Raw genomic sequence first — 26,606 nt, forward strand, 5'->3', positions numbered from 1 at the left:
TCCTCACATCCGGAAGACGCCGAACTGGGGCTCTCCCAGGGGCGCGTTGGCGCAGGCGGTCAGGGCCAGGCCCAGCACCCGGCGAGTTTCCAAGGGGTCGATCACACCGTCGTCCCACAGGCGCGCCGTGGCGTAATAGGCATTGCCCTGGCGCTCGTACTGCGCGCGCACCGGCGCCTTGAAGGCTTCCTCCTCCTCGGAGGGCCAGCTCTCCCCCCGCGCCTCCAACTGGTCCCGTTTGACGGTCGCGAGGACGGACGCGGCCTGCTCGCCGCCCATCACCGAGATCTTGGCGCCGGGCCACATCCACAGGAAACGGGGCGAATAAGCCCGGCCGCACATCGAGTAGTTGCCCGCCCCGTACGACCCGCCGACCACCACCGTCAGCTTCGGCACCCGCGTGCAGGCCACCGCTGTCACCATCTTGGCGCCGTGCTTGGCGATGCCGCCCGCCTCGTAGTCCCTGCCCACCATGAATCCGGAGATGTTCTGGAGGAACACCAGCGGGATGCCGCGCTGGTCGCACAGCTCGATGAAATGGGCGCCCTTCTGGGCGGACTCGGAGAACAGGATGCCGTTGTTGGCGACGATCCCGACCGGGTGCCCATGGACACGTGCGAAGCCGGTGACGAGGGTCTGCCCGAACTCCGCCTTGAACTCGGCGAACCGCGAGCCGTCCACCACGCGCGCGACGATCTCCCGTACGTCGTAAGGGGTGCGCGGGTCGACCGGCACCGCGCCGTACAGCCCGTACGGATCGGCCTTCGGCTCGACCGGCGCCGTCACCTCCCAGGGCAGCGGTCCGCGCGCGGGGAGCGTGGCGACGATGTTCCGTACGATCCGCAGCGCGTGCGCGTCGTCCTCCGCGAGATGGTCGGTGACGCCCGACACGCGCGCGTGGACATCGCCGCCGCCCAGTTCCTCCGCCGTGACGACCTCGCCGGTGGCGGCCTTCACCAGCGGCGGACCGCCCAGGAAGATGGTGCCCTGGTTCCGCACGATGACCGCCTCGTCGCTCATCGCCGGGACATACGCCCCGCCCGCCGTGCAGGAGCCGAGGACGGCGGCGATCTGCGGGATGCCGGCGCCGGACATCCGGGCCTGGTTGTAGAAGATCCGCCCGAAGTGCTCGCGGTCCGGGAACACCTCGTCCTGCATCGGCAGGAACGCGCCGCCCGAGTCGACGAGATACAGACACGGCAGCCGGTTCTCCAGGGCCACCTCCTGGGCGCGCAGATGCTTCTTCACGGTCATCGGGTAGTACGTCCCGCCCTTGACCGTGGCATCGTTGGCGACGATCACGCACTCGCGTCCGGCGACCCTGCCGATCCCGGCGATCAGCCCGGCCGCCGGTGCCTGGCCCTCGTACATCCCGTCGGCCGCCAGCGGCGCCAGCTCCAGGAACGGCGAGCCGGGGTCGAGCAGCGTGTCCACCCGCTCGCGCGGCAGCAGCTTGCCGCGCGCCGTGTGCCGGGCCCTGGCCCGCTCCCCGCCGCCCAGCCGCGCCGCGGCCAGCTTGGCGCGCAGCTCCTCCGCCAGCGCGCGCTGTGCCCGCTCATTGGCCCGCCACGCCTCCGACGCGGGGTCTGCCGCGCTCGTCAGCTCCGGTGCCTCCTGCATCCCGCGGTCCCCTCACCAGCTGTTAATGAGCGTTAACTATCGCCTTCAGGTTAACGACCGCTAACCGCCGCTGTCTAGAATTACTCCCATGGTCACCAGAACCGACGCCCCGACCCGCCGCGAACAGATCCTCAAGGAAGCCGCCCGCCTCTTCGCGGAGCGGGGCTTCCACGGTGTCGGGGTCGACGAGATAGGCGCCGCGGTCGGTATCAGCGGCCCCGGTCTCTACCGGCACTTCCCCGGCAAGGACGCGATGCTCGCCGAACTGCTGGTCGGCATCAGCGGGCGGCTGCTGACCGGCGCGCGTCGGCGGCTCGCCGAGGCCGACGGCTCGGCCGGTCCCGAGCTGGTCCTCGACTCGCTCATCGAGGGTCACATCGACTTCGCCCTCGACGACCGTCCTCTCATCACCCTGCACGACCGCGAGCTGGACCGCCTGCGCGACAGCGACCGCAAGCTGGTGCGCCAGCTCCAGCGGCAGTACGTCGAGCTGTGGGTGGAGGTCGTACGGGAGCTGCACCCCGAGCTGACCGAGCCCGCCGCCCGCGCGGCCGTGCACGCGGTGTTCGGCCTGCTGAACTCGACCCCGCACCTGGCCCGGCCGGGCACCCTGCCGGGGCGCGCCGTCACCGCCCGGCTGCTGCACCAGATGGCGCGCGGCGCGTTCGAGTCGGCCGGGGCGCCCTGAGCCGTCCGGGCCGACCGGTCTGTGCGGACCCCTGCCGTCCGCGCCGTCCGGGTTAACCGCTCCGTGCGGACCCCTGCCGTCCGCGCCCTCCGGGTTAACCGCTCCGTGCGGACCCCTGCCGTCCGCGCCGTCCGGGTCAACCGCCTTCGTGCGGACCCCTGCCGTCCGCGCCGTCCGCACGTGACGAGCGTTACGGATGACGCCTCCAGGACACTCTGGACTCCCGTCCCTACCCGCCGGTATCTTTGACTCTGAGCAAGCGCTTAGACATCTGTGACATGCATATGCGGGTCTGAGGAGGAGGCGGCGTGCGCCGTACGGTGTTCAACGAGGATCACGAGGCGTTCCGGGAGACCTTGCGCGCCTTCATCGAGGCCGAGGTCGTACCGGTGTACGACGAGTGGTTCGCCGCGGGCCAGGCGCCGCGCGACTTCTACTACAAGCTCGCCGAGCTGGGTGTCTTCGGCATCCGCGTCGACGAGGAGTACGGCGGTGCGGGCATCGACTCGTACAAGTTCGAGGCGATCATCTACGAGGAGAGCGCCCGCGCGGGCGTCCACTTCGGCGGCTCCGGTGTGCATGTGCTGCTCGGCCTGCCGTACCTCAAGATGCTCGCCAGTGACGAGCAGAAGAAGCGCTACCTGCCGAAGTTCGTCTCCGGCGAGGAGATGTGGGCCCTCGCGATGACCGAGCCGGGCACCGGCTCCGACCTCGCGGGCATGAAGACCACGGCCAGGCTCTCGGAGGACGGCACGCACTACGTCCTCAACGGCGCCAAGACCTTCATCACCGGCGGTGTGCACGCCGACCGCGTGATCGTCTGCGCCCGCACCTCCGCGCCCACCGCCGAGGACCGCCGGCACGGCATATCCCTGTTCGCCGTGGACACCAAGTCCGAGGGCTACTCCGTCGGCCGCAAGCTCGACAAGCTCGGCCTGAAGACCTCCGACACCGCAGAGCTGGCGTTCGTCGACGTCAAGGTGCCCGTCGAGGACCTGCTCGGCGAGGAGAACAAGGGCTTCCACTACCTCGGCCACAACCTCGCCTCCGAGCGCTGGGGCATCGCCTTCGGCGCCTACGCGCAGGCCAAGGCAGCCGTGCGGTTCGCCAAGGAGTACGTCAAGGAGCGCACCGTCTTCGGGCAGCCGGTCGCGCACTTCCAGAACACCAAGTTCGAACTGGCCGCCTGCCAGGCCGAGGTGGACGCCGCCGAGGCGGTCGCCGACCGCGCCCTGGAGGCCCTGGACGCGGGCGAGCTGACCCCTGCCGAGGCGGCGAGCGCCAAGCTGTTCTGCACCGAGGCCGCGCACCGTGTCATCGACCGCTGCCTCCAGCTGCACGGCGGCTACGGCTTCATGAACGAGTACCCGATCGCCCGCCTGTACGCCGACAACCGCGTCAACCGCATCTACGGCGGCACCAGCGAGATCATGAAGTCGATCATCGCCAAGGACATGGGCCTGTAGGCCGCCCGCAACCAGCGGCAGCGGACTCACGGGTACAACGGACACCATGAGCGAGGCACTACAGGATCTCCTCGATCTGCTCGACCTGGAGCAGATCGAGGAGAACATCTTCCGCGGGCAGTCGCGCTCCGCCGTCGTCCCGCGCGTCTTCGGCGGGCAGGTCGCGGCGCAGGCGCTGGTCGCGGCCGGGCGCACGGTCCCGGCGGACCGGCCCGCGCACTCCCTGCACGCGTACTTCCTGCGCCCGGGCGACCCCGGCGCGCCCATCGTCTACACCGTCGACCGGCTGCGCGACGGACGCTCCTTCACCACCCGCCGGGTGGTCGCCGTCCAGCACGGCAAGCCGATCTTCGGCCTTTCGGCGTCCTTCCAGACGTACGAGGAAGGCCTCGACCACCAGGCCCCCGTGCCGCCCGCCCCGGACCCCGAGACGCTCCCGACCTCCCACGAACGGCTGCGCGGCTACCGCCATCTCGCCCCCGAGGTGGTCGAACGCTTCCTGCAGGCGCGCGAGGCGGTCGATCTGCGCTACGTCGACGAGCCGCCGTACGGCCGGTTCGGCGAGCCGCGTGAACCGCACTCACAGGTGTGGTTCCGCACCAGTGGCAAGCTCGCCGACGACCCCCTGCTGCACATCGTGCTGGCCACGTACGTCTCCGACATGACGCTGCTCGACTCGGTGCTGCTGGCCCACGGCCGCGGCGGCTGGGCGGTCGGCGACGTGGTCGGGGCGTCGCTGGACCACGCGATGTGGTTCCACCGCCCGTTCCGCGCCGACGAGTGGCTGCTCTACGACCAGGAGTCCCCGTCGGCGCACGGCGGACGAGGACTCGGCCAGGCGCGGATCTACACCCAGGACGGCAGGCTGGCGGTGTCGGTGATCCAGGAGGGCGTGGTCCGCGTCCCCCACTGAGCGCTCCGCGGGAAGTGCCGCGATGGGCTGTCGATCGTCTGCGGGCCCGTCGTGGCTGGTCGCGCAGTTCCCCGCGCCCCTTGGGGGGTGTTGCCGAACCGTGGTCGACTTCGCCGGGGCCGCTCAGTGCCACTGCCGGCCTACTGCTGCTGGAGCCCGGCCTCCGACAGCAGATAGGCGGTCAACGGGTCGTAATGCCGCGGGCTGATCACATGATCGTCGAGCGGTACGGCGACCTGGAGGGTGCCCTCCGACTCGGCGAGGAAGAGGGCCGGGTCGTTGCAGTCGGCGTACCCGACGGCGTCGATGCCGTGCTGCGCGGCCCGCCCCGCCCAGCCGTGGTCGGCGACGACCAGGTCGGGCAGCGGGCGCCCGGCGTGTTCCATCGCGGTGAGGATCTGGTGCATCGGCTCGCCCGAATGGGTGTGCCAGAGGGTCGCCCCGTGCTCCAGGACGGCGACGTCCGCGAACTGCCTGACGTACCCCTCGTCCGTCTGGAGGCCCTCCGGGATGACGACGATCTCGCAGCCCGCGGCGCGCAGCGCGACGGCGGTGGCGTGGTGCACGTCGAGCAGACCGCCCGGGTGACCGGTGGCGAACAGCACCCGCTGCCCGCCCTCGGCCGCCTTGCGCAGCCGCCCCGCCATCCGCTCCAGCGCATCCACCGTCAGCTCGGGGTCGATGGTGTCCTGCCCGTACCGGTGCGCGGGGTCATCGCTCACCCCGACCCGCTCCGCCATCACCGCGAGGACGTCCTGCTCGTCGCTCCAGCGGTCGCCGAGTTCGACCCCGAGCCAGAAATGCCGTTCGCCGTTGGCCAGCCTGCGGTAGTGGTTGAGGTTGTTCTCACGGGGTGTGGCGACATCCCCCGCGATACGGGTCTTCACGAGATGGTCGACGAGCTCGGCGCGGCTGGGTGTCCCGGATATCGGCATGGACCCATTGTGAGGCAGCCCCCTGTCCCGGTTCGCGGTGTCCCGGGCGCTGGGACGTCCGACACACCGAGGAGCGGCCCTGACCGATCCGGTCGGAGCCGCTCCTCGGTGTGCTGATGTTCAGTCGAGGTCGGACGGGTCCAGGCGGTAGAGGGTGGACTGGTTGTTCTGGGTCTGGGAGGTGGACGACGACGAGGAGTTCGAGTTCGAGTTCGAGGACGACTTGGACGACGAGGACGACTTCGAGGTCGACGACGTGGTCTTGCTGTACGCGCTCTCCTTCACCTTCGTGGCGTGCTTCTGCACCCACGCCGTGACCGCCGAGCTGGCGCTGTTGCCGCCGCCCATGCCTCCGCCGCCCATGCCGCCGCCGATCTGGATGTAGTGCAGTTCGCCCTTCTTCACCAGTTCCTTGAGCTTGGCCACCGTCATCGCCTTGTCGGAGCCGGTGAAGCCGTACATCGAGATGACCGGCACCTTGGTGCTCAGCTCGATCTGGGCGGCGCTCTGCGAGTTGGACACCGCGAGCAGCCACTTGGCGCCGTCGCGGTGCTTCTTCAGGTACGAGATCAGCTCGCTGTCGGCGCCGCCCATGCCGCCGCCCATGCCGCCGCCCATGCCGGAGGGAGCGCCGCCGGTTCCGGTGCCGGTGCCGCCCGGTGCCGTACCGCCGCCCATCTCGCCGTTGCCGCCCGGGGCTTGGCCGGTCTGGCCGTTTTCGTTGCCCTGTCCGCTCGGCGCGCTCGGCATCTCCCCGTTGGCGTTGCCGCCCGGCATCGTCGGGCCGCCGCTCGGCATCTCACCGCCCTGCGGGGCGCCGCCGGCCTGGTTCTGGCCGCCCGGGGCCTCCATGGAGCCGCCGCCGGGGACGCCGCTGCGGTTGCCGCTGGGGCCGCCGCCGAAGCTGCTGCCGGTGGAGGGGCCCGCCGTGGGGTTCGTACCGCCCATGCCGCCGCCCGATCCGGACGGCACCGACCAGGAGTACGCCGCCGGACCCGCGACCGCGGCGACGACCGCGGCGGCGACGGAGGCGGCGAGGAGCCGGGCGCGGGTGCCGCCGGCGCGGAAGAGGATCAGCCCGGTGATCGCGGCCACGGTCAGCAGGCCGACCACCGGCCACAGCCAGGTGTTCCAGCCGGAGGCGCGGCGCAGCAGGACCACGGCCCACAGCCCGGTGGCGCCGAGCGCGGTGGGCAGTACCCAGATCCAGCGCCGGTCGCCCCGCAGTGCGCCGAGCAGCATCGCGCCGCCGCCACCGCACAGGGCGGCGATACCGGGGGCGAGGGCGGTCGTGTAATAGGGGTGCATGGTGCCTTCCGCCATGCTGAAGGTGAGGAAGTGGAGCAGGGTCCAGCCGCCCCACAGCAGCAGTGCGGCGCGGGTGAGGTCGGTGCGCGGGGCGCGGCCGCACAGGACCAGGCCGCCGACGAGGGCGATCGCGGAGAAGGGCAGCAGCCAGGAGATCTGGCCGCCGAGGGTGTCGTTGAACATCCGGCCGATGCCCGCGGTACCGGAGAAGGAGGCGCCCCCGCCGCCTCCGCTGCCGCCGTTGCCCTCGCCGCCGAGGACACGGCCGAGGCCGTTGTAGCCCATGATCAGGTCCCAGGCGGTGCCGTCCGTGGAGCCGCCGATGTACGGCCGCTCGGACGCGGGCACGAGGGACACGGCCGCCGCCCACCAGAAGCTGCTGACGGCGAGCGCGACGCAGGCGATCAGCACGTTGACGATCCGCTTCACGAGCGCGGGCCTGGCCGCGTAGAGATAGACGCCGAAGACGGCGGGCAGGGCGATGTAGCCCTGGAGCATCTTGGTGTTGAACGCGAGGCCGAAGCAGACCGCCGAGCCGACGAGCGGCAGGAGTTTCCCGTTGGTGACGGCGCGCAGCCCGAGGGCGGCGCCGCCGACCATCAGGAACACCAGCAGGGTGTCGGGGTTGTTGTCGCGGTTGATGGCGACGGTGATCGGCGTCAGCGCCAGCACCAGCGCGGCGACCGTCGCCGCGCCGTGGCCCCAGACCCGCTTCACGGAGGAGTGCAGGATCCAGATCGTGGCGAGCGCGACGGCGATCATCGGCGCCATCATCTGCCAGGTGCCGAAGCCGAAGATCCGGCAGGACAGGCCCATGACCATGAGCGCGAGCGGCGGTTTGTCGACGGTGAGGAAGTTCCCGGCGTCCAGCGAGCCGAAGAACCAGGCCTTCCAGCTCTGAGTGCCGCTGAGCACGGCGGCGCTGTAGAAGCTGTTGAGGCTGGAGCCGGACAGGTTCCAGGCGTACAGCGCCGCCGCCAGGACCAGGATCGCGATCAGCGCGGGCAACGACCAGCGCGGTGCCCGCTCCGGCGGCGCGGCGGGCCCGGCAGGGGGTGGCCAGTCGGCGGACACGGTGGTGTGGGGGAGGGGATCGGTGGCAGAGGTCACCATGGCACCGTCGCGGGGGTCATTGGGTGCGCACTGTGGCGAGCCTGGGTGTCAGCTGTGGATCGGATCTCCGTCGGGTAAATCCCGGCGGGGTGCGTGAGCCGGTGGCCGATGTCGGCTGAATCAGTGGCTGATGTCGGCCCGGAATGCCGCCCCTTGGCGGGATAAAAGGGGTGAAGCGTCATCATTTCCTCACCCTTCGAACCCTCGTACAACCGTCGCTGTTGCTCGCGAGTCATGTGTGCAGGCCGTATCCCCACGGCCCTGGGGCCTGTCTGGAGTTGGTGATCTGGGCTCGCGGGGCGTGGCACGCACGCTCGCGGCGTTGCCGGAAGGTCCTAGTAGCTCCGCTACGAGGACCTTCCGGCGCCTTGCGATCGCACGCACCACGCCCCGCTCCCTGATCCAGATCACAACTCCAGACAGGCCCTGATCGCCCGAAAAAAGAGACGGGTCACCCATGACTCAGCGCATGTCTTCCTGGCGCGGCAGAACCCTGGCGGTGGGCCTCGGCGCCGCGGTGCTCATACCCTTCGCGGCCGCTACGCCTGCCGCCGCGACCACACCCACCGTGAGCTGCACCTCCAGCACCAACACCGCCCTCGCCGCCAAGCTCCAGAAGGACATCACCGCGGCCCTCGCCACCCGCTCGGGGACCGTGGCCGTCGGTCTCTACGACCGCTCCACCAAGACGACCTGCACCCTGCGCGCCTCCACCGCGTACGACTCCGCCAGCGTCGTCAAGGTCACCATCCTCAGCGCGCTGCTGTGGGACGCGAAGAAGCACAACCGCTACCTCACGACCCAAGAGACCACGCTCGCCAAGGCCATGATCACCCAGTCGGACAACACCGCCGCCTCCACCCTGTGGAAGCAGCTCGGCGCGACGAAGATCAAGGGCTTCCTCACTGCGGCCGGCATGACGCAGACCGTCCCCGGTTCCGGCACCTACTGGGGCCTCACCCAGATCACCGTCACCGACGAGCAGAAGCTGCTCAAGCTGATCACGGCCGCGAACACCGTCCTCAGCGACAACTCGCGCTCCTACATCCAACAGCTGATGGGCCAGGTCATCTCGTCGCAGCGCTGGGGCACCCCCTACGGCGCCCCCTCCACCGTCTCCGTGCACGTCAAGAACGGGTGGCTCCAGCGGGCCACGCACGGCTGGCGGGTGCACAGTGTCGGCACCTTCAAGGGCGGCGGCCACGACTACATGATCACCGTGCTCACCCACGGCAACAGCACCATGAGCTACGGCATCAGCACCATCCAGGGCGTCGCCAAGGTGATCCACAGGGACCTCGCGGCGGCGGGTTGATCAACGGTTTTTCTGCTGATCGCGTAACGGGATGAAATCCCGGGCCGCGGACGTTGGTGCCTTCCGGTAGGCGGTGGATCAGCCGCCCGTACAACGGCAGATCAGTCGCCCGTGCAGGGGCAGATCAGCCGCTCCACACAACGGAAGGCACCGGCGTGACGGCGAGCCAGGACGACGTAACCCGCGGGTGGGCCCGACGGCTCGCCGGATACGCCTGGCGGCACCCCGGCGATGTGATCCTCGCCCTCGGATCGTCCCTGGCCGGCATGGCCGTGATGGCCGTCGTCCCCCTGATCACCAAGGTGATCATCGACGATGTCATAGGCAACCACACCCGCGGCATGGCCCCCTGGGCCGGCGCCCTGATCGGCGCCGCCGCCCTTGTCTACGCCGCCACCTACATCCGCCGCTTCTACGGCGGCCGCCTCGCCCTCGACGTACAGCACGACCTGCGTACCGGCATGTACGACGCGATCACGCGCCTCGACGGCCGCCGCCAGGACGAGCTGTCCACCGGGCAGGTCGTCGGGCGGGCGACGAGTGACCTCCAGCTGATCCAGGGCCTGCTCTTCATGCTGCCGATGACCATCGGCAACGTCCTTCTCTTCCTGATGTCCCTCGTGATCATGGCGTGGCTGTCGCTCCCGCTGACCCTGGTCGCCCTCGCCGTCGCCCCCGCGCTCGGCTGGATCGCGGGCCGCAGCCGCTCCCGGCTGCACCCGGCGACCTGGTACGCGCAGGCGCAGGCCGCCGCCGTGGCCGGGGTGGTCGACGGCGCCGTGACCGGCGTCCGCGTCGTGAAGGGCTTCGGGCAGGAGGCGCAGGAGACCGGCAAGCTGCGCGAGGTGGGGCGGCGGCTGTTCGCCGGGCGGATGCGCACCATCCGTCTGAACGCCCGCTACACCCCCGCCCTCCAGGCAGTCCCCGCACTCGGCCAGGTCGCCATGCTGGCCCTCGGCGGCTGGCTCGCCGTACGCGGGCACATCACCCTCGGCACCTTCGTCGCCTTCTCCACCTACCTCGCCCAGCTCGTCGGTCCGGTGCGGATGCTCGCCGTCGTCCTCGCCGTCGGCCAGCAGGCGCGCGCCGGCACCGAGCGCGTCCTGGAGCTGATCGACACCGAGCCGACCATGACCGACGGCACCCTCGCCCTGCCCGCCGACGCCCCGGCGACCGTCGAGTTCGACGACGTGTCCTTCGGCTACGACGAGGACCGCCCCGTACTGCGAGGGCTGAGCTTCGAGATCCGCTCCGGCGAGACCCTCGCCGTCGTCGGCTCCTCCGGCTCCGGCAAATCGACCGTCTCCCTGCTCCTGCCGCGCTTCTACGACGTCTCGCACGGCGCCGTCCTCCTCGGCGGGCACGACGTCCGCGAACTCACCCTCGACTCGCTGCGCGCCGCGATCGGCCTGGTCCCGGAGGACTCGTTCCTCTTCTCCGACACCATCCGCGCCAACATCGCATACGGCCGCCCCGACGCCACCGACGAGCAGATCGAGGAGGCGGCACGCGCCGCGCAGGCCGACCGGTTCATCGCCGAGCTGCCCGACGGCTACGCCACCAAGGTCGGCGAACAGGGCCTCACCCTCTCCGGCGGCCAGCGCCAGCGCCTCGCGCTCGCCCGCGCCCTGCTCACCGACCCCCGGCTGCTGGTCCTCGACGACGCGACCTCGGCCGTGGACGCCGAGGTCGAGCACGAGATCCATGAGGCCCTCAAGCACGTCATGCGGGGCCGCACCACCCTCCTCATCGCCCACCGCCGCTCCACCCTCGGCCTCGCCGACCGCATCGCCGTCCTCGACCGGGGCCGCCTCGCCGACCTCGGCACCCACGAGGAGCTCCAGTCCCGCTCCGCCCTCTACCGCCGCCTGCTCACCGACCCCGACGAACTCGGCGGCGTCTCCCCGGGCCACGTCCGCCCCGCCGAACTCGCCGAGGACACCTCCGTACGCGACGAACTGGACGCGGAGTTCGACGCCGAGCGCGGAGTCACCCCCCGCCTGTGGACCGGCGACCGCGAACCCAAGGACCTCGCCCTCACCGGCACCCCGGCCACCCCCGAACTCCTCGCCAAGGTCGCCGTCCTGCCCCCGGCCGACGACACCCCCGGCGTCGACGAGGCCCACGCCGTACGCCCCGAGGAGTCGTACGGCCTGCGCAGACTGCTGCGCGGTTTCGGCCGCCCGCTGCTGATCAGCCTCGCCCTCGTGGCCGTGGACGCCGGCATGGGCCTGCTGCTGCCGATCATGATCCGGCACGGCATCGACCAGGGCGTCACCAAGGCCGCCCTGGGCGCGGTCTGGGCCGCCGCCCTGCTGGCGCTGATCGCGGTGCTCGTGCAGTGGGCGGCACAGATCGGTGAGACGGTGATGACCGGCCGCACCGGCGAACGCGTCCTGTACGCACTGCGCCTGAAGATCTTCGCCCAGCTCCAGCGCCTCGGCCTCGACTACTACGAGCGCGAGCTGACCGGCCGGATCATGACGAGGATGACGACCGACGTCGACGCCCTGTCCACCTTTCTCCAGACCGGTCTGGTCACGGCGTTCGTCTCCGTCGTCACCTTCTTCGGCATCATGCTCGCCCTGCTGGTCCTCGACGTGCAGCTGGCGCTGGTCGTCTTCGCCACGCTGCCCCCGCTGATCGTCGCCACGTACTACTTCCGCCGGGCGAGCGTGAAGGCGTACGAGCTGGCGCGTGAGCGGGTGTCCGTCGTCAACGCGGACCTCCAGGAGTCGGTGGCGGGCCTCAGGATCGTGCAGGCGTTCCGGCGCGAGAGCGACGGCGGGCGCCGCTTCGCCGCGCGCAGCGCCAGTTACCGCGAGGCGCGCATCCACGGCCAGTGGCTGATCTCGATCTACTTCCCGTTCGTGCAGTTCCTGTCGTCGGTCGCGGCGGCGTCGGTGCTGATCGCGGGCGCCGGGCGGGTGGACGCGGCGACCCTCACGACCGGTGCGCTGGTGGCGTACCTGCTCTACATCGACCTGTTCTTCGCCCCCGTCCAGCAGCTCTCCCAGGTCTTCGACGGCTACCAGCAGGCGACCGTCTCCCTGGGCCGCATCCAGGAGCTGCTGCGCGAGCCGACGTCCACCAAGTCCCCGGCCGCGCCCGTCGAACTGCCCGCGCTGCGCGGCGAGATCGCCTTCGAGGACGTGCGCTTCAGCTACGTCGGCGAAGGCGTCGGTGAGGGTGTCGGTGAAGGCAAGAGCACGGCTGACGCCGCGCTCGACGGCATCGACCTGCGCATCCCCGCGGGCCAGACCGTCGCCTTCGTCGGCGAGACCGGCGCGGGCAAGTCCACCCTGGTCAAGCTGGTCGCCCGCTTCTACGACCCCACCGGCGGCCGGGTGACCATCGACGGCACCGACCTGCGCACCCTCGACCTCACCACGTACCGGCACCGGCTCGGCGTCGTCCCGCAGGAGGCGTACCTCTTCCAGGGCACGGTCCGCGACGCCATCGCCTACGGCCGCCCCGACGCCACCGACGCCGAGGTGGAGGCCGCCGCCCGAGCGGTCGGCGCCCACGAGATGATCGCCACGCTCGACGGCGGCTACCTCCACGACGTCGCCGAGCGCGGCCGCAACCTCTCAGCGGGCCAGCGCCAGCTGATCGCCCTCGCCCGCGCGGAGCTGGTCGGCCCCGACGTCCTGCTCCTCGACGAGGCGACCGCCGCGCTCGACCTGGCCACCGAGGCCCAGGTCAACCAGGCCACGGACCGGCTCGCGGGACGCCGTACGACCCTCGTCGTCGCCCACCGGCTGACCACCGCGGCGCGTGCCGACCGGGTGGTGGTGATGGACCACGGCCGGGTCGCCGAGGACGGCACACACGACGAACTCCTCGCCCTCGACGGCCGGTACGCCGGTCTGTGGCGCACCTTCATCGGCGCGGCGGAGCCGGAGGAACCGGAGGAGCCGGTGGGCGCCACGATCGTCTGACGACCGATAGTCCGACCGTCATTGACCGACCGTCATTGACCGACCGTCATTGTCTGGCCATCGTTTGACCCGTCGAACGCAACCATTCGGACTACGCCACGCGTCCGTACATCAGTACGCGCAAATCAGGTTCATGGTCGTATACGGGAGGGGACGACAGTGGACAGTGGTGCGATACGCGGCGGGCTACGGCGGCGGCTGGCGCTCGGCGCCGCGGTGCTCGCCGGAGCGGGGGCGCTCGCGCTCGTGTCACCCGGCACCGCGCAGGCGGTGACCGCGACGACCTGCGCGGGACGCGAGGTGAGAGCCCTTTCCTTCAGCACCGGCACCGTGCACATCTACCGGAGCGGCGGCTATGTCTGCGCGATCACCGTTCCCGACAACCCCGGCGCCAAGCGCACGATGATGGTGAGCGTGCAGGCCCGCGGCAACCGCCCGGTCGTCGACAAGGGCCGCTACTCCTACCGGGCGGGACCGGTGACCGTGCACGCGGGACACCGGTGCGTATGGGTGAAGGGGCAGGTGGCGCGGGGGTCGGTCAGCTCGGGGTGGATTCTGTGCTGAGGCCGTGAACTGGCTTTCTGCGCTGATGCCTTGTGCCGACCCCCTGCCGGCCTAGTAGGACAGCCCGTACCCGGTCGGATAGAGCACCTTCGTCGGGTCGTCGGCGCGCGGGACGTCCACGGGGAGCCTGCCGCGCGGCGGGACCCGTCCCGCGAGGACCCGCGCCGCGGCGCCGAGTTCGACGTCGGTCCAGGAGTAGGACGCCAGGACGGCCGGGACGGTGGGCAGTTGGGCCACGTCGTAGGGGTTCCGGATCGCGATCGCCACCACCGGCTTCCCGGTCGCGACGAGTTGCCGTACGAGCGTCTGCTGCGCGCTGCCCGCGGTCACGTTGTATGTCCCGACCACGACGGCGTTCGCGCCGCCCGCCGCGGTGACCGCCTTTGCGATGGTGGCCGCCGAGGGCGTGGTCCCGGTGGACAGGGCGGTGGTGGTGAAGCCCAAGCCCTTGAGCGCGGCGGCGAGCACGGTGGTCGGCGGCCCGGTGGTGCCGGACGGCGAGGCGGGATCGGCGCCGACGACGAGCAGCCTGCGGTGCTTGCGGGTGGACAGCGGAAGCAGCCCGCCCTTGTTGACCAGCAGGGTCGTCGTACGGTCGGCGATGCGGTCGGCGAGGGCGAGATGCGAGCGGGTGCCGACGACGCTGTCCACGCGGGCCGGGTCGGCGTACGGGTCGTCGAGCAGCCCGAGTCTCGACTTCAGCCGCAAGATGCGCAGCAGGGACTCGTCGAGGCGGGCCTCGGTCAGCTCACCGCCGCGCACGGCCGCGAGGACGGCGTTCCAGGCGACGTCCAGGGAGGGCGGGTTGAGCAGTTGATCGACCCCGGCCTTCAGCGCGAGCACGGGAACACGGTCGTCGCCGTACTTGGTGCGGACCCCCTCCATCCCGAGGGAGTCGGTGACCACGACACCGTCGTAGCCGAGTTCCTCGCGGAGGATGCCGGTGAGGATGGGGCGGGAGAGGGTGGCGGGGTCGCCGGAGTCGTCGAGGGCCGGGACCATGATGTGCGCGGTCATGATGGAGTCGATGCCGGTCGCGATCGCCGCGCGGAAGGGCACGGCGTCCAGCTTCTCCCACAGCTCGCGGCTGTGCGTGATGACGGGGAAGCCGTAGTGGCTGTCCACGGCGGTGTCCCCGTGCCCGGGGAAGTGCTTGACGGTGGCGGCGACTCTGGATGCCTGATACCCCGTCACCTCGGCGGCGACGAGCCGCGCCACGGCCTTCGGGTCGGCGCCGAAGGAGCGGACGCCGATGATGGGATTGGCCGGGTTGACGTTGACGTCGGCGTCGGGCGCGTAGTCCTGGCAGATGCCCATGGCGCGCAGTTCGGCCCCGGAGATCCGCCCCAGGACGCGGGCGTCCTTGAACGAGCCGCCCGCGCCGACGGCCATCGCGCCGGGGAACAGCGTGGCGGGCTTGCCGACGCGGCAGACGACGCCGTGCTCCTGGTCGGTGGTGATCAGCATCGGCAGACCGCGCGGCTGGGCGAGGGACGCCTTCTGGATGCCGTTGGACAGGGCGGTGATCTGGTGCGGGTTCTGGGTGTTGTGGGTCCAGCTGAAGTAGATGATGCCGCCGACCCGGTACTTGGCGATCATCTCGGCGGCGGTGCGGACGCCGATCTCCTTGAGGTTGGCGTCGATGTCGGCCTGGTCGGGCGCGGTCGCGGAGGCGCCGTAGACCCGCATGACGAAGAGCTGGCCGACCTTCTCCTCCAGGGTCATCCGGGAGATCAGCGCCTGGAGTTCGGTGTCGTCGTGACGCTGCAGTACGGCGGCGTGGACGGCGGTGGCGCCGGCCACGCCGGTCGCGAGGGCGGCGGCGGAGGCGGCGAGGAGGGTGCGTCTGGAGGGGGTCGACTGAGTGGGTCCGGCGGGTCGGCTCTGGCTTCCTGGGACCGGCACGTGTGCTCCTTCCGGGGATCGGCTGAAGGAAACTTCCGAGAAACCAGCAATATCCGGAAGGTTTCTGCCGGTCAAGGGACCGCGCGGCACCGGACGTTACGGGCCGGGGGACCCTTGCCCCAGGTGCCGTCACCGGCGCTTTGGAGGGGGCGCGCCGGTGACGGCGTACTGCCGGCCGCGGTACGGAGGAGAGGGTGGGTCAGCGATCGCAGCCAGCGGCGAGGGCCGACACCGCACCACGGAGACTCATCCGGCAGCTTGCCGGTTGGACGAGCGGGGGAGCGGCCGGGTTCCCGACATGGCCGGGAATCTCGGAATTGGTGCCGGTGATGCTGTTGATCCGTCAGTTGTTCCAGCGCTTCGGGCTTCCCTCTTACGCTCCCGCGTGGACGTACGCCGCCCAGAGGTGCGGCCGGTCCGGCATACGGCGCCGCAGCCCGCGGACCGTGTCGTGGAGGCCGCGCGCGGCACCGGTACCGCCGACGGCCGTCTCACGGCGGTAGAAGTCCCGGGTCACGTGGTCGGCGTACGTGCTGTCGATCGTCCACAGCGTGCCGACCGCCGTCGGAAAGCCCGCCAGCAGGAACGAACTCGTGATGTGGATGGCCTCGTCCGTGAGGCGTTCGGCGGTGCGTGCGGTGCCGCAGGCCGCCAGGAAGGCGAGCTGGGCCGAACGCGGGCGGGCCCGGCAGATCTCCAGGACCGATACCTGCTCGCCGCTGGGCAGCCGGAGGAGGGCTCCGGAGGGTTCCGCCGGGTCCGTCGCCGCATGGCAGCCGAAGTGGGCCCAGGTGGCGTCGCGCAGTGCCGTGAGCACGGCCTCGCGGGTGGCCGCCCGGCCGATCAACGGCCTCCGCGCGCCGAGGAGTTCGGCGGCGTGGGTGGCCGCCGCCGCCACGCCCGGGAGTTCCTCCTCCGGGTCGGCGACCAGCAGAGCGCTGCCGTGGTCGGCCGCGGCGCGCACCCGGGCCCGCGCCCGGGCATAGGCCAAGGTCTGAAAGCCCGGTACGTACGACGACACCACCGCGTCGAGGGCGGCACCGCAGCCGTCGAGCATGCAGTCGGGCGCCGTGCACTGGGCCGCGTGCAGCGGCAGGGCGCTGAAGGCTCCCGTCGGTACCCACCAGACGCGCGGCCAGTCGCCGTGCCGGGGGACGGGGTCCGCCGACCCGGCCTGTTCCAGTACCGGCCGCACGATCTTGTGCCAGGTCCACGCCAGCGTCTCGCGGACCGTCCTGGCGGCGGCGACGAGCTGCAGCGGGGAGGGGCGGGCCGCTCCGTGCGCGTTGATGGCGTCCAAGGCGTCACGCAGCCGCCGTGCCGAGTCGGTGACCTCGTCGGCCTCGGCCGCGAGGAGGAGGACCGTGATCGACGTGCGGGTGACGACAAGGGCATGGCAGAACTTCCGGCCGTGGTTCAGGACGACGACAGGGCCTTCGACGGCCAGCGCGCGCAACTCCTCGGCGGTGGGCGGACGCAGGAACCCTTCGAAGCCGGGCAGGGCGCGGATGCGCCGTAGGAGCTCGTCGATCTCGTGGGAGGCGCGCAAGCCCGCCAGCCGGGCCCACTCGGCGCCACCCGCGTCGGGCGTCCCGTCGCCGGTGCGGGATGTCTCGTGGTGCGGGTGGGACCTTCCGTCGTGCGGGGCGGACGTCTCGTTGCGTGGCTCGGACCTTTCGTCGCCTGTGCCGGACGTCTCGTGGGGCGGGCGGGACCTTCCGTCGTGCGGGGCGGACGTCTCGTCACCCGGGGCGGACCTCTCATCGCCCGCGCCGAGTCGTTCCGTCAGCCGGTCGAACTCGTCGGCCAGGCCGGGGTGGGCGCGGCGCAGCTCGCCCGTGTCGGCGCGGGCCTCGATCCGCCGGGCCAGCAGCAGTCCACGGCCGCGCTCCAGCAGCTCCGCGACGCGGTCCACCTCGGGGCCCGCCACCGGGGGCGTCACCGGGCCGTTCAGAGGACCGGGCGCGGGCGGGGGCTGTCCCGCCTCGATGGCGCGGGTGAATTGCTCCAAGGCGTTCAGCCGCGTGGTGAGCTGGGACGCGAATTCACGCCCGACGAGGTGGGTGAGGATCAGCTCGGTGATCGACCTGATGTCACCCTCGAACGACACCAGGCCGTGCTCGGCGGACGACTGGTCGCTGCCCCGGTCGGTGACGGTGGCCATGGCCTCGATCCCCGCTTCGAGATGCGCGAGGGCCAGATCGACCCGTGGCTGTGCCCGGCCCAGCGCCCCCGCGGCGGCGCCGATCTCGCCGTGGGCCCGCATCCACACCGGGATCGCCGGGTTGCGCCACGCACCCGGGTCCGCGATACCGTCGAGCCGCGCCTGGAGGGGCGCCAGCATGGCGGCGAGGAGGCCCGCCGGGCCCGCCGCGGGACGCCCGGCACCCGTATCGGTGCTCTCGGTGACCTCGGTGCTCTCGGTGACCTCGGTGCTCTCGGTGACCTCGGTGACCTCGGTGACCTCGGTGATCTCAGGGAGTCGGCCGCGGCCGACGAGGTCGAGGACCGTCCGCAGCATGGCACCCGGGTCCGGGAGACCCTCCGGTGTTGCCTCGGAGACGACGCGGGTCACCTCTTCCGCCTCGGCCAGCAGGGCCCGTGCCCGCTCCGGTTCGGCGGCACGGAGCTTTGTGGCGCGCTGGAAGAGCGCACGCGCGAGCGTCATCGCGGCCATCAGCCGCATCGGATGCCCGGCGGGGCACTTCGCGAACGTCGCCCGGCACTGGTCGACCACGGCATCGCTGAGGTCCGGGCGCGGCCCGCCTCCCGGACCCACGGTCTCCACGAGGTCGACGTAGACGTCGCCCATCAGGTCGTACCAGGGTCGGCCGTCCTGCCCGGCTGCGCCCGGTGCGGCGGGAGTGGCGGGAGCGGTGTGCGCCGTGTGTGCGGTGTCCCGCATACGGCGGGCGATCCGTCTGGCCCGTTCCAGTTGGGCGGGCTCATGCCCGAAGAGGTAGTTCTGGAGGGCGTTGTGCAGCTCGGTCCGGCCCCTCAGCATCACCATGTCGGTCTCGGACAGCTCCCCGTCGGTGGCCGGCACATCAGGTACGCCCGACGACGAGGCGAGCAGGGCCGCCGCCTCGCGTGCGTTTTCCGCGTCGAACTTGCCGATGGACAGGGCCGTCAGCGCGTCCGCGAGAATCCGGTCGATCCCGGGCGGCATGTCGGAGGCGGTGGAGGCGGTGGAGGCGGTGGAGCGGGCATGGCGCAGCAACCCGACGATCTCTTCGATCTCCTCGAACCGCACGGGCTCGGTACGGCCGTGGGACCGGGAGGACAGGGCGGCGCCGAGCGCGGCGGAGAGGCGGGAGCGGATGCCTTCGTCGTCCGTGCCCGCCAGAAGCTCGCGCATGATCTCGATGTCGGAGTCGAGGGTGTCGGGGCCGGTCAGCCGGACCTCGCTCATACGGGTCACCTGCGCCACCAGCGCGCGGATCTCCTCGTCCGGCACTTCCCCCGTGGTGACGGACATGGCGGCGACGGGCAGCGCCACCTCGAACAGTCCCTGCCGTAGCAGTTCCGACGCCGGGAATCCGGGCGGTGCGCTCGCCGCCACTTCCTCGGTCAGCTCCCGGGACTCTGCCGCGAGCAGCCCGGCGCGGGCGGGTGCACTGTCGTGGAGCGCCACTGCCCGCAGCCCGGTGAGTGCGGCGAGTACGGCGGTGTAGGCGTGCCGGTGCGGCCGGTCGGCGGGGAGGACGGCCAGGGCGGCGCGGTAGCGGGCGAGCCGCTCGTCGGAGGCGTCCTCGGGTTCGAATCCGGCGGTCAGGTCGAGGAGTTCGACGTCGATGTCGACCGGGGAGCCGTCGCGCGCGGCGCGCTCGCGGACGTATGCGGTCAGGCGCCCGAGAAGCGGTCCGACCCGCTCTTGGCCGACCGCGCCGTCGCCTGCGCTCAGCTCCTCCAACTCCTCGTACATGGCGAGCATTTCATGCTGCTCCTCGCTCAAGGCGCCCACCGAGGAGAGCAGTCGGACGGCCTCGAGTCCGGCTTCCTCGTCGGCGCGTTCCTGTGCGAGGGCCGCGAGCGCCTTGCCGAGCGCGGTGGTGACATCGGGGCGCGCGGGGTGGTCGGCCGGGGTGTCGGATAGGGCCGAGCGCAGCCGCCGTACGGCGCAGGCGATACGGGCGGCGTCGTGCTCCGCGATGCCCGCCTCGGCGATGGCCGCACCGACCATCAGGTCTCGTTCGCCGGGCCAGGTGACGGGCTCGGCGTCCACCGCGCGCAGGAAGCGCAGCCCCTCGGCGGTCTCCGGGGCGAGAGCCCCGTCCGGGGCGGCCGCGACGAGCTGTTCGACCACGGCGAGCTCGGGTGAGCCGAGCAGCCGTGCGGCGTCCACCAGCGTACGCAGGGCGGGCCCCGCCGCGCTTCGGGCCGCGGCGGGGTCCAGCAGGCCGGGGTCGATGGCGCCGAGCCGCAGACATACCTCGCGCCCGTACCGGGCGGCGATGGCCAGCGCGTCCGGATCGGCTGCGAACTGGTGCCGTGTCACGTTCAGTTCGAGGGCGTGGAGGGCCAACTCCACGAACCCCACGTGGTCGTCGTCCCGCACGTACTCGAAGGCAGTGTCCGACCAGGCCAGGGCACGCTCGAGCGCGGCGGTCCGCTCCCCCTCCGGCCCGCTGGCCACGGCATCGGCGTACGCCGTGCTCATCAGGTGGGCGAAACGCGCCTCGTTGGACGGATCGGCCGGATCGAAGCCCTCCTTCAACACCTCGGGGAGCCCGGCACCCTCGGGGACACGGGGGCACAGAAAACCGAAGACGCCGGACACGACGGTCACATTCAGCTGGACCTCGGGGTCCTCGGCGCCTCGGTGGCGGAACCAGAAGGTCCAGAAGACCGAGGCGAGCGCGTCCAGGTCGATCGAGCCATCGGGCGAGGGCGCGGCCTCGCGCAGCAGGACGAGCGCGTCGGCCACCGCGTCCTGATCGCGCAGCGGCGTGGGATCGCCGGAGTTCTGGGCTGTGACGAGGCGTGAGACCACTCGTTGCCGATGCTCGGACATCACGTCTCATATTATGCTGACGGCCTGTCGGAAAACGATGGGAACGGTGGTTTTCAAGACTTCCAGGGAGGCCGCAGTGGGGGACGGGGCGACGGCGCGCAGGGCCTACGAGGACGCGGTGGAATACCTGTGCCGCAACGTCGGCGAACTGCGCGAGCTGATCGGCCCGGCCGTCTGGGACGCGGCCTTCCCCGTCGTAAGGGACGCCGCCCCGACCACCCCCGAATGGCGGAACGCCGTGCGTGCGCTGCACGACGCGGTCGAGTCGGCGGGCATCCCGAACGGGCTCGGACTCCCCGTCAGCATGGGCGTGGGCGACTGGCCGGGCGCCCCGGCACCCCGGTCGGTCGGATGGATCTGCCCCACGAACCGCTGCGCCCGGGTCGAACTGCGCGCTGGCGTCTCGGATCCGTCGCCGACGTGCGAACTGGGCGGCGGCCCCATGCGCCTGGTGGACGGCTGACGGCGATGGGGCTGCTCATCGAGCTGCAACGGCGCATACCCGACGGCTGGTTCCTGCGGCGCCTGCTGCCCGCGGCGCTGTTCGTCGTGGTCGCGGCCGTCGGCGGCGGGGCACTGGGCCAGGCCCGTTGGAACGACGTCGCCCTCGCCCGTGAACGGATCGCCGCCGTGCTGCGGGCGGGCGGTGGCCTGTCCGCGGAGACCATCGCCTCGCTCGTACTGTTCGCGGTGCCGGTGGTGGGGGCCGCGTTCGCCGTGCCGTACGCCGCGGCCGCGGTCGGGGCGCTGGCGTCCGGGGCCTGGCCGTGGTGGCTGATGCCGGTGGGCCGGCGGGCGACGGCGTGGCGCGGACGGCGCTGGGCCGAACCGGACACGCTGGCAAGGGAGTCCGTGCGGGCACGCGGGGCGGGCCGTGGGCTGCGCGCGGACCGGCTCGACGCGCGGGCGGCGCGTGCCAGGGCTGCCGGCCGACCGCAGTCACCGACCTGGTCGGGCGACCGCTTCCGCCGCACCGAGGCGAACGTCGCGAGGGAGACGGGCGGTGACCTTGCGAGCGGCTGGACCCCCCTCCTGCTCGGGGCGGCCGACTCGCTGCGCAGTGCGCTGGCGGAGGCCCGTGACGCCTACGACGCCGCCTGCGAGGCCCTCGTCTGGAGCGTGGCGTTCACGGTTCTCGGCGCCTGGTGGTGGCCCGCGGCCCCGGTCGGCGTGCTCCTCGGCCTCGCCTCTTGGCGCTTGCTGCGCCACGCGGTGCAGGCACTGTGCCGCACCACGGAAGCGGCGTTCACCCTGAGCGCGGCGGATCAGCAGCCGATGCGCCCCTGAACCGGGCCGGGCCGGTCGCCGTCACATGGCGCCGCCGCCGCGAAGCCTGCGGCCGTGCTCGCGCAGGGTCCGCACAGTCTCGGTGATCGCAGGCCGCCGCGCGGCCCCGGCCCGCCAGACCGCGTACAACCGCCTTACGGGCACGGGGTCGAGCCCGACCTCGACAACACCCGCGGGCAGCGGCCCACGGCCCAGCCGCGGAATGAGAGAGATGCCGAGCCCGGCGGCGACGAGAGCAACGAGGGTCGGATTCTCATCGGCCTGGTGGACCACGTCGGGCTCATGCCCCGCCGCACGCAGCGTCCGCATGAGCCACTCGTTGCACACCCGCCCCGGCGGCTGACAGATCCACCGCTCACCGCCCAGTTCCTCCCGCCGCACGTCCGTACGCCCGGCGAACCGATGCCCCTCGGGCACCAGCAGATCGCACAAGTCCTCCCCGATCGGCGCCTGTTCGACCCCGGGCGGAGCAGGCAGCGGGGCGATGTCCCAATCATGTGCGACGGCGAGATCGACGGCGCCTTTGGCCACCAGATCGACGGACAGATGCGGATCGACCTCGCTGAGGCGCGCGTCGAGCGCGGGATGCCGTACGGCGAGATCGGCGAGCACACCGGGCAGCAGTCCACGCGCGGCAGACGCGAACGCCGCCACGGTCAGCCGCCCGGCGGGCACCCCGCGCCGCTCCTCGATCTCGGTCTCGGCCCGCTCGACGATGGCGAGCAACTGCTGTGCCACGACAACGAGTTGCCGAGCGTCATCGGTGAGCCGAACCCCCCGCCCCTCCCGCTCCAGCAGCACGGTCCGCGTCTCCCGCTCCAGCTTGGCGATCTGCTGGGACACGGCGGAGGAGGTGTACCCGAGCGCGGTGGCGGCGGCGCCGACGGTCCCGTACACGGAGACGGCGTGCAACGCCCGAAGTCGCTGAAGATCAAGCAAGACAGGCCCTCCGGGGCTGATTGATTAGTAGCCCTTCATCCAACCATGCAGAAATCATCGCTGGTGCTAATGGGTCGGCGACGGCGATGCTCGACGCCATGCGACCCGCTCACCTCGCCCTGGCCGTCCTCGTAGCCGCAGTCTGGGGCGTCAACTTCACGGTCATAGAAATCGGCCTGGCCCACTTCCCACCACTCCTCTTCTCGTCCCTGCGCTTCCTGGCGGCGGCACTCCCGGCGGTGTTCTTCGTGGGCCGCCCGAAGGTGGCGTGGAAGTGGATCGTGGCGGTGGGCCTGGTCCTGGGGGTCGCCAAGTTCGGCCTTCTCTTCGTAGGCATGGCGGAGGGAATGCCCGCGGGCCTGTCCTCCCTGGTCATCCAGATCCAATCAGTCTTCACAGCATTGATCGCCTTCGTGGCCCTCGGCGAACGCACGACGGGAACAAGGCTGTTGGGCATGGCGATCGCGTTGGCGGGCATAGCCGTGGCGGCGGTGGACGAGGGCACCTCGGGCCCGCTCGGCGCCTTCGCCCTGGTGGTGGCGGCAGCGGTGTGCTGGGGCGCCTCGAACGTCCTGACCCGCAAGGCGGCACCCCCGGACGCCCTGAACTTCATGGTCTGGGTCAGCACGATCCCGGTCCTGCCGCTCCTGGCCCTGTCCTTGCTGACGGAGGGCCCGGGCCGGGACTACGACGCCCTGCGCGGCCTGGACTGGCAGGGGGCGGGGACGGTGCTGTACGTGGCGTGGGTGACGACGGTGTTCGGCTTCGGCGCGTGGGGATGGCTGCTGCGCCGCCATCCGGCGTCGACGGTGGCGCCGTTCTCGTTGCTGGTCCCGGTGTTCGGGATGTCGGCGGCGGCGGTGTTCCTGGGGGAGGGCGTGAGCCCGCTGCGGTGGTGTGCGGCGGGGCTGTTGGTGGGCGGAGTGGCGCTGACGTCCAGGGCGCCGACGGCACGCCGACCGGACGCCAATCCGGTGGATCGGGCCGCGCCCGGCCTTGTAGTTTCGCGAGGTGACTAACGACGGCAGGACCCGGATCCGCGTCGCGGAGGCCGCGGACGCGGCCGAGATCGCACGCGTCCACATGACATCCCGGTCGGCGACCATCGCGCAGCCCGGAGTTGAACGACATCGAGCTGGTCTGGCGCCAGGCGAAGTACCAGGACTACCTGCAACGCGCCCAGACCAGCACCGACGCCATCGGTGAAGCCGTCGACCACGCCATGACACGCCGACACACGGCAACGAGACCGAATCCGGCAGTCAGCAACGAACTTCACCCGAGCCGCTTAGCCGGTGCAGGTACTACAGGGGAGCTTCGGAAGCTTGTCGTTGGCGTCGTTCGTAGTGGATGCGCCGGGCGACGGCTTGGTGGGCTCGGCGCCACAGCGACTGGGCGAAGACGATCGCGTGGGGGATCGTCACGTGCCGCAGGGTCTGGTGGAGCAGGCGGCGGATCTCTTCGGCGGTGTAGTCGATCAGGGGTTGAGGATCGGGGGCGGGCCAGTGGCAGCCAGGTTATGGCGGGTTCGGGATCAGTGGGCGGCTGCGTGTCTTCGCGGGGCTGGGTGAGGCGGGCGGTGCGGGTGGCGCTGACGGACAGGAACGCGAACGCGGCGATGGCCAGGGCGATGTGCCGGTGCCAGGGTTCCCACTTGCGGACCTCGTACTGGTCCAGGCCAGTCGGACTTCGCGGTCTCGAAGCAGTCCTCCACTCCCCACCGAAGTCCCGCGGTCTTCACCAGGGTCGCCGCGGTGGTGCCGGTGCGGGCGTGCACCGCGAAGTAGGCGATATCGGTGGGGTCGCTGATCGAGCGGCGCACCAGCAGCAGGTGGCACCAGCCCCGGCGCACCTCGCCGGCCGGTGAGGGCCAGGAGACCTGGGCCAGTGCCCAGTCGTAGAACCGCTCGCCCTTGGCGCCCTGGCCGCAGGAGCGACGCTCGAAGACCAGCGGCAGCTGCCGCACCAGCTTGTCCACCCGCATCGGCCCCGTGGGCCCGGCCGTGACGGTCTCGTCGCAGGGCACCGCCATCACGTAGCCCTTGCCGTGGCGCTCAGGCCCGCCCGGAGTTTCCGGTCCTGCCCGTAGACGCTGTCGGCGGCCACTAGGCGAACGGCACCCGCGCGCAGCGGGCCCGCTCGACCATGATGCGCCCCAGCTCGGGCTTGGTGAGGACCTTCCTGGCGCGCTCACGCGGTACCCCGGCCTCCTGGCAGCGCGCCGCCTGTCCGGCTCACAGCCTGCCCAGGTACAGGGCGAAGTCGATCAGCGCGCGGCCGTACGGGGTGATGTAGGCGAGGAACACGGCGACCTGGCAGTTCTCCGTCTGCCCGGTGATCCCCGCGTGCTGCGGGGCGACCCCGACCGACTTGTCGCCCTTCTTCAAGAAGGCGGTCTCGTCCAGCACCAGCACCGCTTCCGGGTCTCCGAGGTGTTCCACGGTGAACTCCCGTACCCGGTCGCGCAGTCGGCTCCAGCTCCAGGTTGTCCTGCGCAGCAGGTCCGTGACCTTGTCCGGCGCAGTGTGACCGAGATACGCGGCGATCTGCCAGGTGTTCTTCCGCTCCACCGGGCCCAACAGGGCCTTGAGATACGCCCGCGCTGTCAGCCGCGGCTCCACCCGGCACCACAACCCGGCGAGCAGCGCGAAGAAATCCTCGAACCACCCGTCCCACCGCTCGACATCCCGCTGCACGTCCTCCACGTACGGCTCAACGCGTTACGCGGCCAGCAGACACGAAGCTCCCCTGTAGTACAGGCCGCACCGCTCGGCCAGCCGCATGGTCGGAACCAGCCCGACATGCGCGATCCTCCAGCGCAGCGGGATCACGGCATCACCACCGCGACGGGCACTTCCTTCGTGGACGGATCAACGACGTTGGGCGATGCCCGATTGTGCGCTGTTGGCCATCAGGACTGCTCTCTTGCGGGCTCCATCGCCCTTGCAGTGGAGGCAGGGGGGTGGGTGAAAGTGCGCTGAGCGGTTGTGCAAAACTTCCTTGTATGACCCGCTGCCGAGTATCAAGTATTGCCTTACTGACTGCGCTGGCTGCCGTGGGTGGACTGTCTCTGTCGGCATGCGGCAGCGGGAAGTCCCACGACTTCCCGATTGACTCCTCCACCGACGCTGACGGAATTTCTATTCTACCCAAGAATGAACGGCAACTACCCAACGACCTTAAAGGGACAACCCTCCAAGGTAAGAAACTCAACATAGCCACCTTCAAAGGAAAAGTCGTCGTCATAAATGTGTGGGGTTCCTGGTGCCCACCATGCCGAGCGGAAGCCCCTCATTTCGAGGAGGTCGCGCAGGAGACCGCGAATAAAGGTGTTGCATTCGCTGGAGTCGACACACGAGAAAACAATCGAAGTGCAGCAATAGCCTTCGAAAAGGATTATGGCATTAAGTACCCCAGCCTTTACGATCCGACAGGAAGGATTGTATTGTTCGGCTTCCCCAAGGGGGCATCGAACCCTCAGACAATTCCATCAACTATTGTTCTCGATCGAGATGGAAGAATCGCCGCCCGTGCACTCGAGCCGCTCAGTACCGAAAACATTCACAAGATGATCGATCCGCTGATCGCGGAGAAGTGA

At 71.0% G+C, this 26,606-nt stretch carries 18 protein-coding genes; 10 read left to right on the plus strand and 8 right to left on the minus strand.

Going from position 1 to position 26,606, the window contains the following annotated elements; translation table 11 throughout:
- Nucleotides 1-3 precede the first annotated feature (3 nt).
- Nucleotides 4-1,620, minus strand: a complete 1,617-nt coding sequence (locus ACSYGN_RS25905; protein WP_460399587.1) for a carboxyl transferase domain-containing protein — start codon at nucleotides 1,618-1,620, stop codon at nucleotides 4-6.
- An 88-nt stretch (nucleotides 1,621-1,708) separates the two neighbouring features.
- Here ACSYGN_RS25905 and ACSYGN_RS25910 point away from each other — a divergent pair, with 88 nt between their 5' ends.
- The 3 genes from ACSYGN_RS25910 (at nucleotide 1,709) to ACSYGN_RS25920 (ending at nucleotide 4,687) form a co-directional block, all read left to right on the plus strand.
- The gene (locus tag ACSYGN_RS25910; RefSeq protein WP_460399589.1) at nucleotides 1,709-2,308 is read left to right on the plus strand and encodes an SACE_7040 family transcriptional regulator; all 600 of its coding nucleotides are present in this window, start codon (nucleotides 1,709-1,711) and stop codon (nucleotides 2,306-2,308) included.
- A 308-nt stretch (nucleotides 2,309-2,616) separates the two neighbouring features.
- Nucleotides 2,617-3,774 carry an acyl-CoA dehydrogenase family protein gene (locus ACSYGN_RS25915; protein WP_460399591.1) on the plus strand — a complete coding sequence of 386 codons (1,158 nt, stop codon included), beginning with the start codon at nucleotides 2,617-2,619 and terminating at the stop codon, nucleotides 3,772-3,774.
- 46 nt (nucleotides 3,775-3,820) lie between these two features.
- Entirely contained in the window at nucleotides 3,821-4,687 is an 867-nt protein-coding gene (locus tag ACSYGN_RS25920; RefSeq protein WP_460399593.1) for an acyl-CoA thioesterase, read from the plus strand.
- A 140-nt stretch (nucleotides 4,688-4,827) separates the two neighbouring features.
- On the opposite strand, the gene ACSYGN_RS25925 is transcribed toward ACSYGN_RS25920, so the two are convergent.
- Together ACSYGN_RS25925 and ACSYGN_RS25930 are read right to left on the minus strand one after the other, a co-directional pair.
- Nucleotides 4,828-5,622 carry a phosphatase gene (locus ACSYGN_RS25925; protein ID WP_460399595.1) on the minus strand — a complete coding sequence of 265 codons (795 nt, stop codon included), beginning with the start codon at nucleotides 5,620-5,622 and terminating at the stop codon, nucleotides 4,828-4,830.
- A gap of 120 nt (nucleotides 5,623-5,742) precedes the next feature.
- The gene (locus tag ACSYGN_RS25930; protein ID WP_460399598.1) at nucleotides 5,743-8,040 is read right to left on the minus strand and encodes an ArnT family glycosyltransferase; all 2,298 of its coding nucleotides are present in this window, start codon (nucleotides 8,038-8,040) and stop codon (nucleotides 5,743-5,745) included.
- 460 nt (nucleotides 8,041-8,500) lie between these two features.
- On the opposite strand from ACSYGN_RS25930, the gene ACSYGN_RS25935 reads away from it, so the two are divergent.
- The 3 genes from ACSYGN_RS25935 (at nucleotide 8,501) to ACSYGN_RS25945 (ending at nucleotide 13,863) form a co-directional block, all read left to right on the plus strand.
- A complete protein-coding gene (locus ACSYGN_RS25935; protein ID WP_460399600.1) occupies nucleotides 8,501-9,358 on the plus strand; it encodes a serine hydrolase in 858 nt (285 codons plus the stop codon).
- Nucleotides 9,359-9,513: 155 nt separating this feature from the next.
- Nucleotides 9,514-13,299, plus strand: a complete 3,786-nt coding sequence (locus ACSYGN_RS25940) for an ABC transporter ATP-binding protein (protein ID WP_460399602.1) — start codon at nucleotides 9,514-9,516, stop codon at nucleotides 13,297-13,299.
- Nucleotides 13,300-13,458: 159 nt separating this feature from the next.
- Nucleotides 13,459-13,863, plus strand: coding sequence for a hypothetical protein (locus tag ACSYGN_RS25945; protein ID WP_460399604.1), 405 nt, complete (start codon nucleotides 13,459-13,461; stop codon nucleotides 13,861-13,863).
- Nucleotides 13,864-13,914: 51 nt separating this feature from the next.
- Here ACSYGN_RS25945 and ACSYGN_RS25950 read toward each other — a convergent pair whose 3' ends face one another.
- Both ACSYGN_RS25950 and ACSYGN_RS25955 read right to left on the minus strand, forming a co-directional pair.
- Nucleotides 13,915-15,768, minus strand: a complete 1,854-nt coding sequence (locus tag ACSYGN_RS25950) for a glycoside hydrolase family 3 protein (RefSeq protein ID WP_460399606.1) — start codon at nucleotides 15,766-15,768, stop codon at nucleotides 13,915-13,917.
- 373 nt (nucleotides 15,769-16,141) lie between these two features.
- Nucleotides 16,142-20,782 carry a CHAT domain-containing protein gene (locus ACSYGN_RS25955; protein WP_460399608.1) on the minus strand — a complete coding sequence of 1,547 codons (4,641 nt, stop codon included), beginning with the start codon at nucleotides 20,780-20,782 and terminating at the stop codon, nucleotides 16,142-16,144.
- A gap of 46 nt (nucleotides 20,783-20,828) precedes the next feature.
- Between ACSYGN_RS25955 and ACSYGN_RS25960 the strand changes: the two genes are divergently transcribed.
- The gene (locus ACSYGN_RS25960; protein WP_460399610.1) at nucleotides 20,829-21,245 is read left to right on the plus strand and encodes a hypothetical protein; all 417 of its coding nucleotides are present in this window, start codon (nucleotides 20,829-20,831) and stop codon (nucleotides 21,243-21,245) included.
- A 5-nt stretch (nucleotides 21,246-21,250) separates the two neighbouring features.
- Nucleotides 21,251-22,069, plus strand: a complete 819-nt coding sequence (locus ACSYGN_RS25965) for a hypothetical protein (protein WP_460399612.1) — start codon at nucleotides 21,251-21,253, stop codon at nucleotides 22,067-22,069.
- 21 nt (nucleotides 22,070-22,090) lie between these two features.
- Here the strand turns inward: ACSYGN_RS25965 and ACSYGN_RS25970 are convergent, their stop codons facing one another.
- A complete protein-coding gene (locus tag ACSYGN_RS25970) occupies nucleotides 22,091-23,008 on the minus strand; it encodes a LysR family transcriptional regulator (protein WP_460399614.1) in 918 nt (305 codons plus the stop codon).
- 98 nt (nucleotides 23,009-23,106) lie between these two features.
- Here ACSYGN_RS25970 and ACSYGN_RS25975 point away from each other — a divergent pair, with 98 nt between their 5' ends.
- On the plus strand, nucleotides 23,107-24,027 hold the full coding sequence (locus ACSYGN_RS25975; protein ID WP_460399616.1) for an EamA family transporter: 921 nt from the start codon (nucleotides 23,107-23,109) through the stop codon (nucleotides 24,025-24,027).
- 515 nt (nucleotides 24,028-24,542) lie between these two features.
- Here ACSYGN_RS25975 and ACSYGN_RS25980 read toward each other — a convergent pair.
- Nucleotides 24,543-25,040 (minus strand): hypothetical protein, encoded by a 498-nt coding sequence (locus ACSYGN_RS25980; RefSeq protein WP_460399618.1) that lies wholly within the window; start codon nucleotides 25,038-25,040, stop codon nucleotides 24,543-24,545.
- A 202-nt stretch (nucleotides 25,041-25,242) separates the two neighbouring features.
- Entirely contained in the window at nucleotides 25,243-25,713 is a 471-nt protein-coding gene (locus ACSYGN_RS25985; RefSeq protein WP_460399620.1) for an IS701 family transposase, read from the minus strand.
- A gap of 257 nt (nucleotides 25,714-25,970) precedes the next feature.
- On the opposite strand from ACSYGN_RS25985, the gene ACSYGN_RS25990 reads away from it, so the two are divergent.
- Nucleotides 25,971-26,606, plus strand: a complete 636-nt coding sequence (locus ACSYGN_RS25990) for a TlpA family protein disulfide reductase (RefSeq protein WP_460399622.1) — start codon at nucleotides 25,971-25,973, stop codon at nucleotides 26,604-26,606.

The organism is Streptomyces sp. YIM S03343 (genome assembly GCF_054729195.1).

What these genes read in the sequence shown, in the direction of transcription:
- ACSYGN_RS25905 (WP_460399587.1), bottom strand. Translation starts at nt 1,620, where the DNA reads ATGCAGGAGGCACCGGAGCTGACGAGCGCGGCAGACCCCGCGTCGGAG.
- ACSYGN_RS25910 (WP_460399589.1), top strand. Translation starts at nt 1,709, where the DNA reads ATGGTCACCAGAACCGACGCCCCGACCCGCCGCGAACAGATCCTCAAG.
- ACSYGN_RS25920 (WP_460399593.1), top strand. Translation starts at nt 3,821, where the DNA reads ATGAGCGAGGCACTACAGGATCTCCTCGATCTGCTCGACCTGGAGCAG.
- ACSYGN_RS25925 (WP_460399595.1), bottom strand. Translation starts at nt 5,622, where the DNA reads ATGCCGATATCCGGGACACCCAGCCGCGCCGAGCTCGTCGACCATCTC.
- ACSYGN_RS25935 (WP_460399600.1), top strand. Translation starts at nt 8,501, where the DNA reads ATGACTCAGCGCATGTCTTCCTGGCGCGGCAGAACCCTGGCGGTGGGC.
- ACSYGN_RS25955 (WP_460399608.1), bottom strand. Translation starts at nt 20,782, where the DNA reads ATGTCCGAGCATCGGCAACGAGTGGTCTCACGCCTCGTCACAGCCCAG.
- ACSYGN_RS25965 (WP_460399612.1), top strand. Translation starts at nt 21,251, where the DNA reads ATGGGGCTGCTCATCGAGCTGCAACGGCGCATACCCGACGGCTGGTTC.
- ACSYGN_RS25975 (WP_460399616.1), top strand. Translation starts at nt 23,107, where the DNA reads ATGCGACCCGCTCACCTCGCCCTGGCCGTCCTCGTAGCCGCAGTCTGG.
- ACSYGN_RS25980 (WP_460399618.1), bottom strand. Translation starts at nt 25,040, where the DNA reads ATGGCGGTGCCCTGCGACGAGACCGTCACGGCCGGGCCCACGGGGCCG.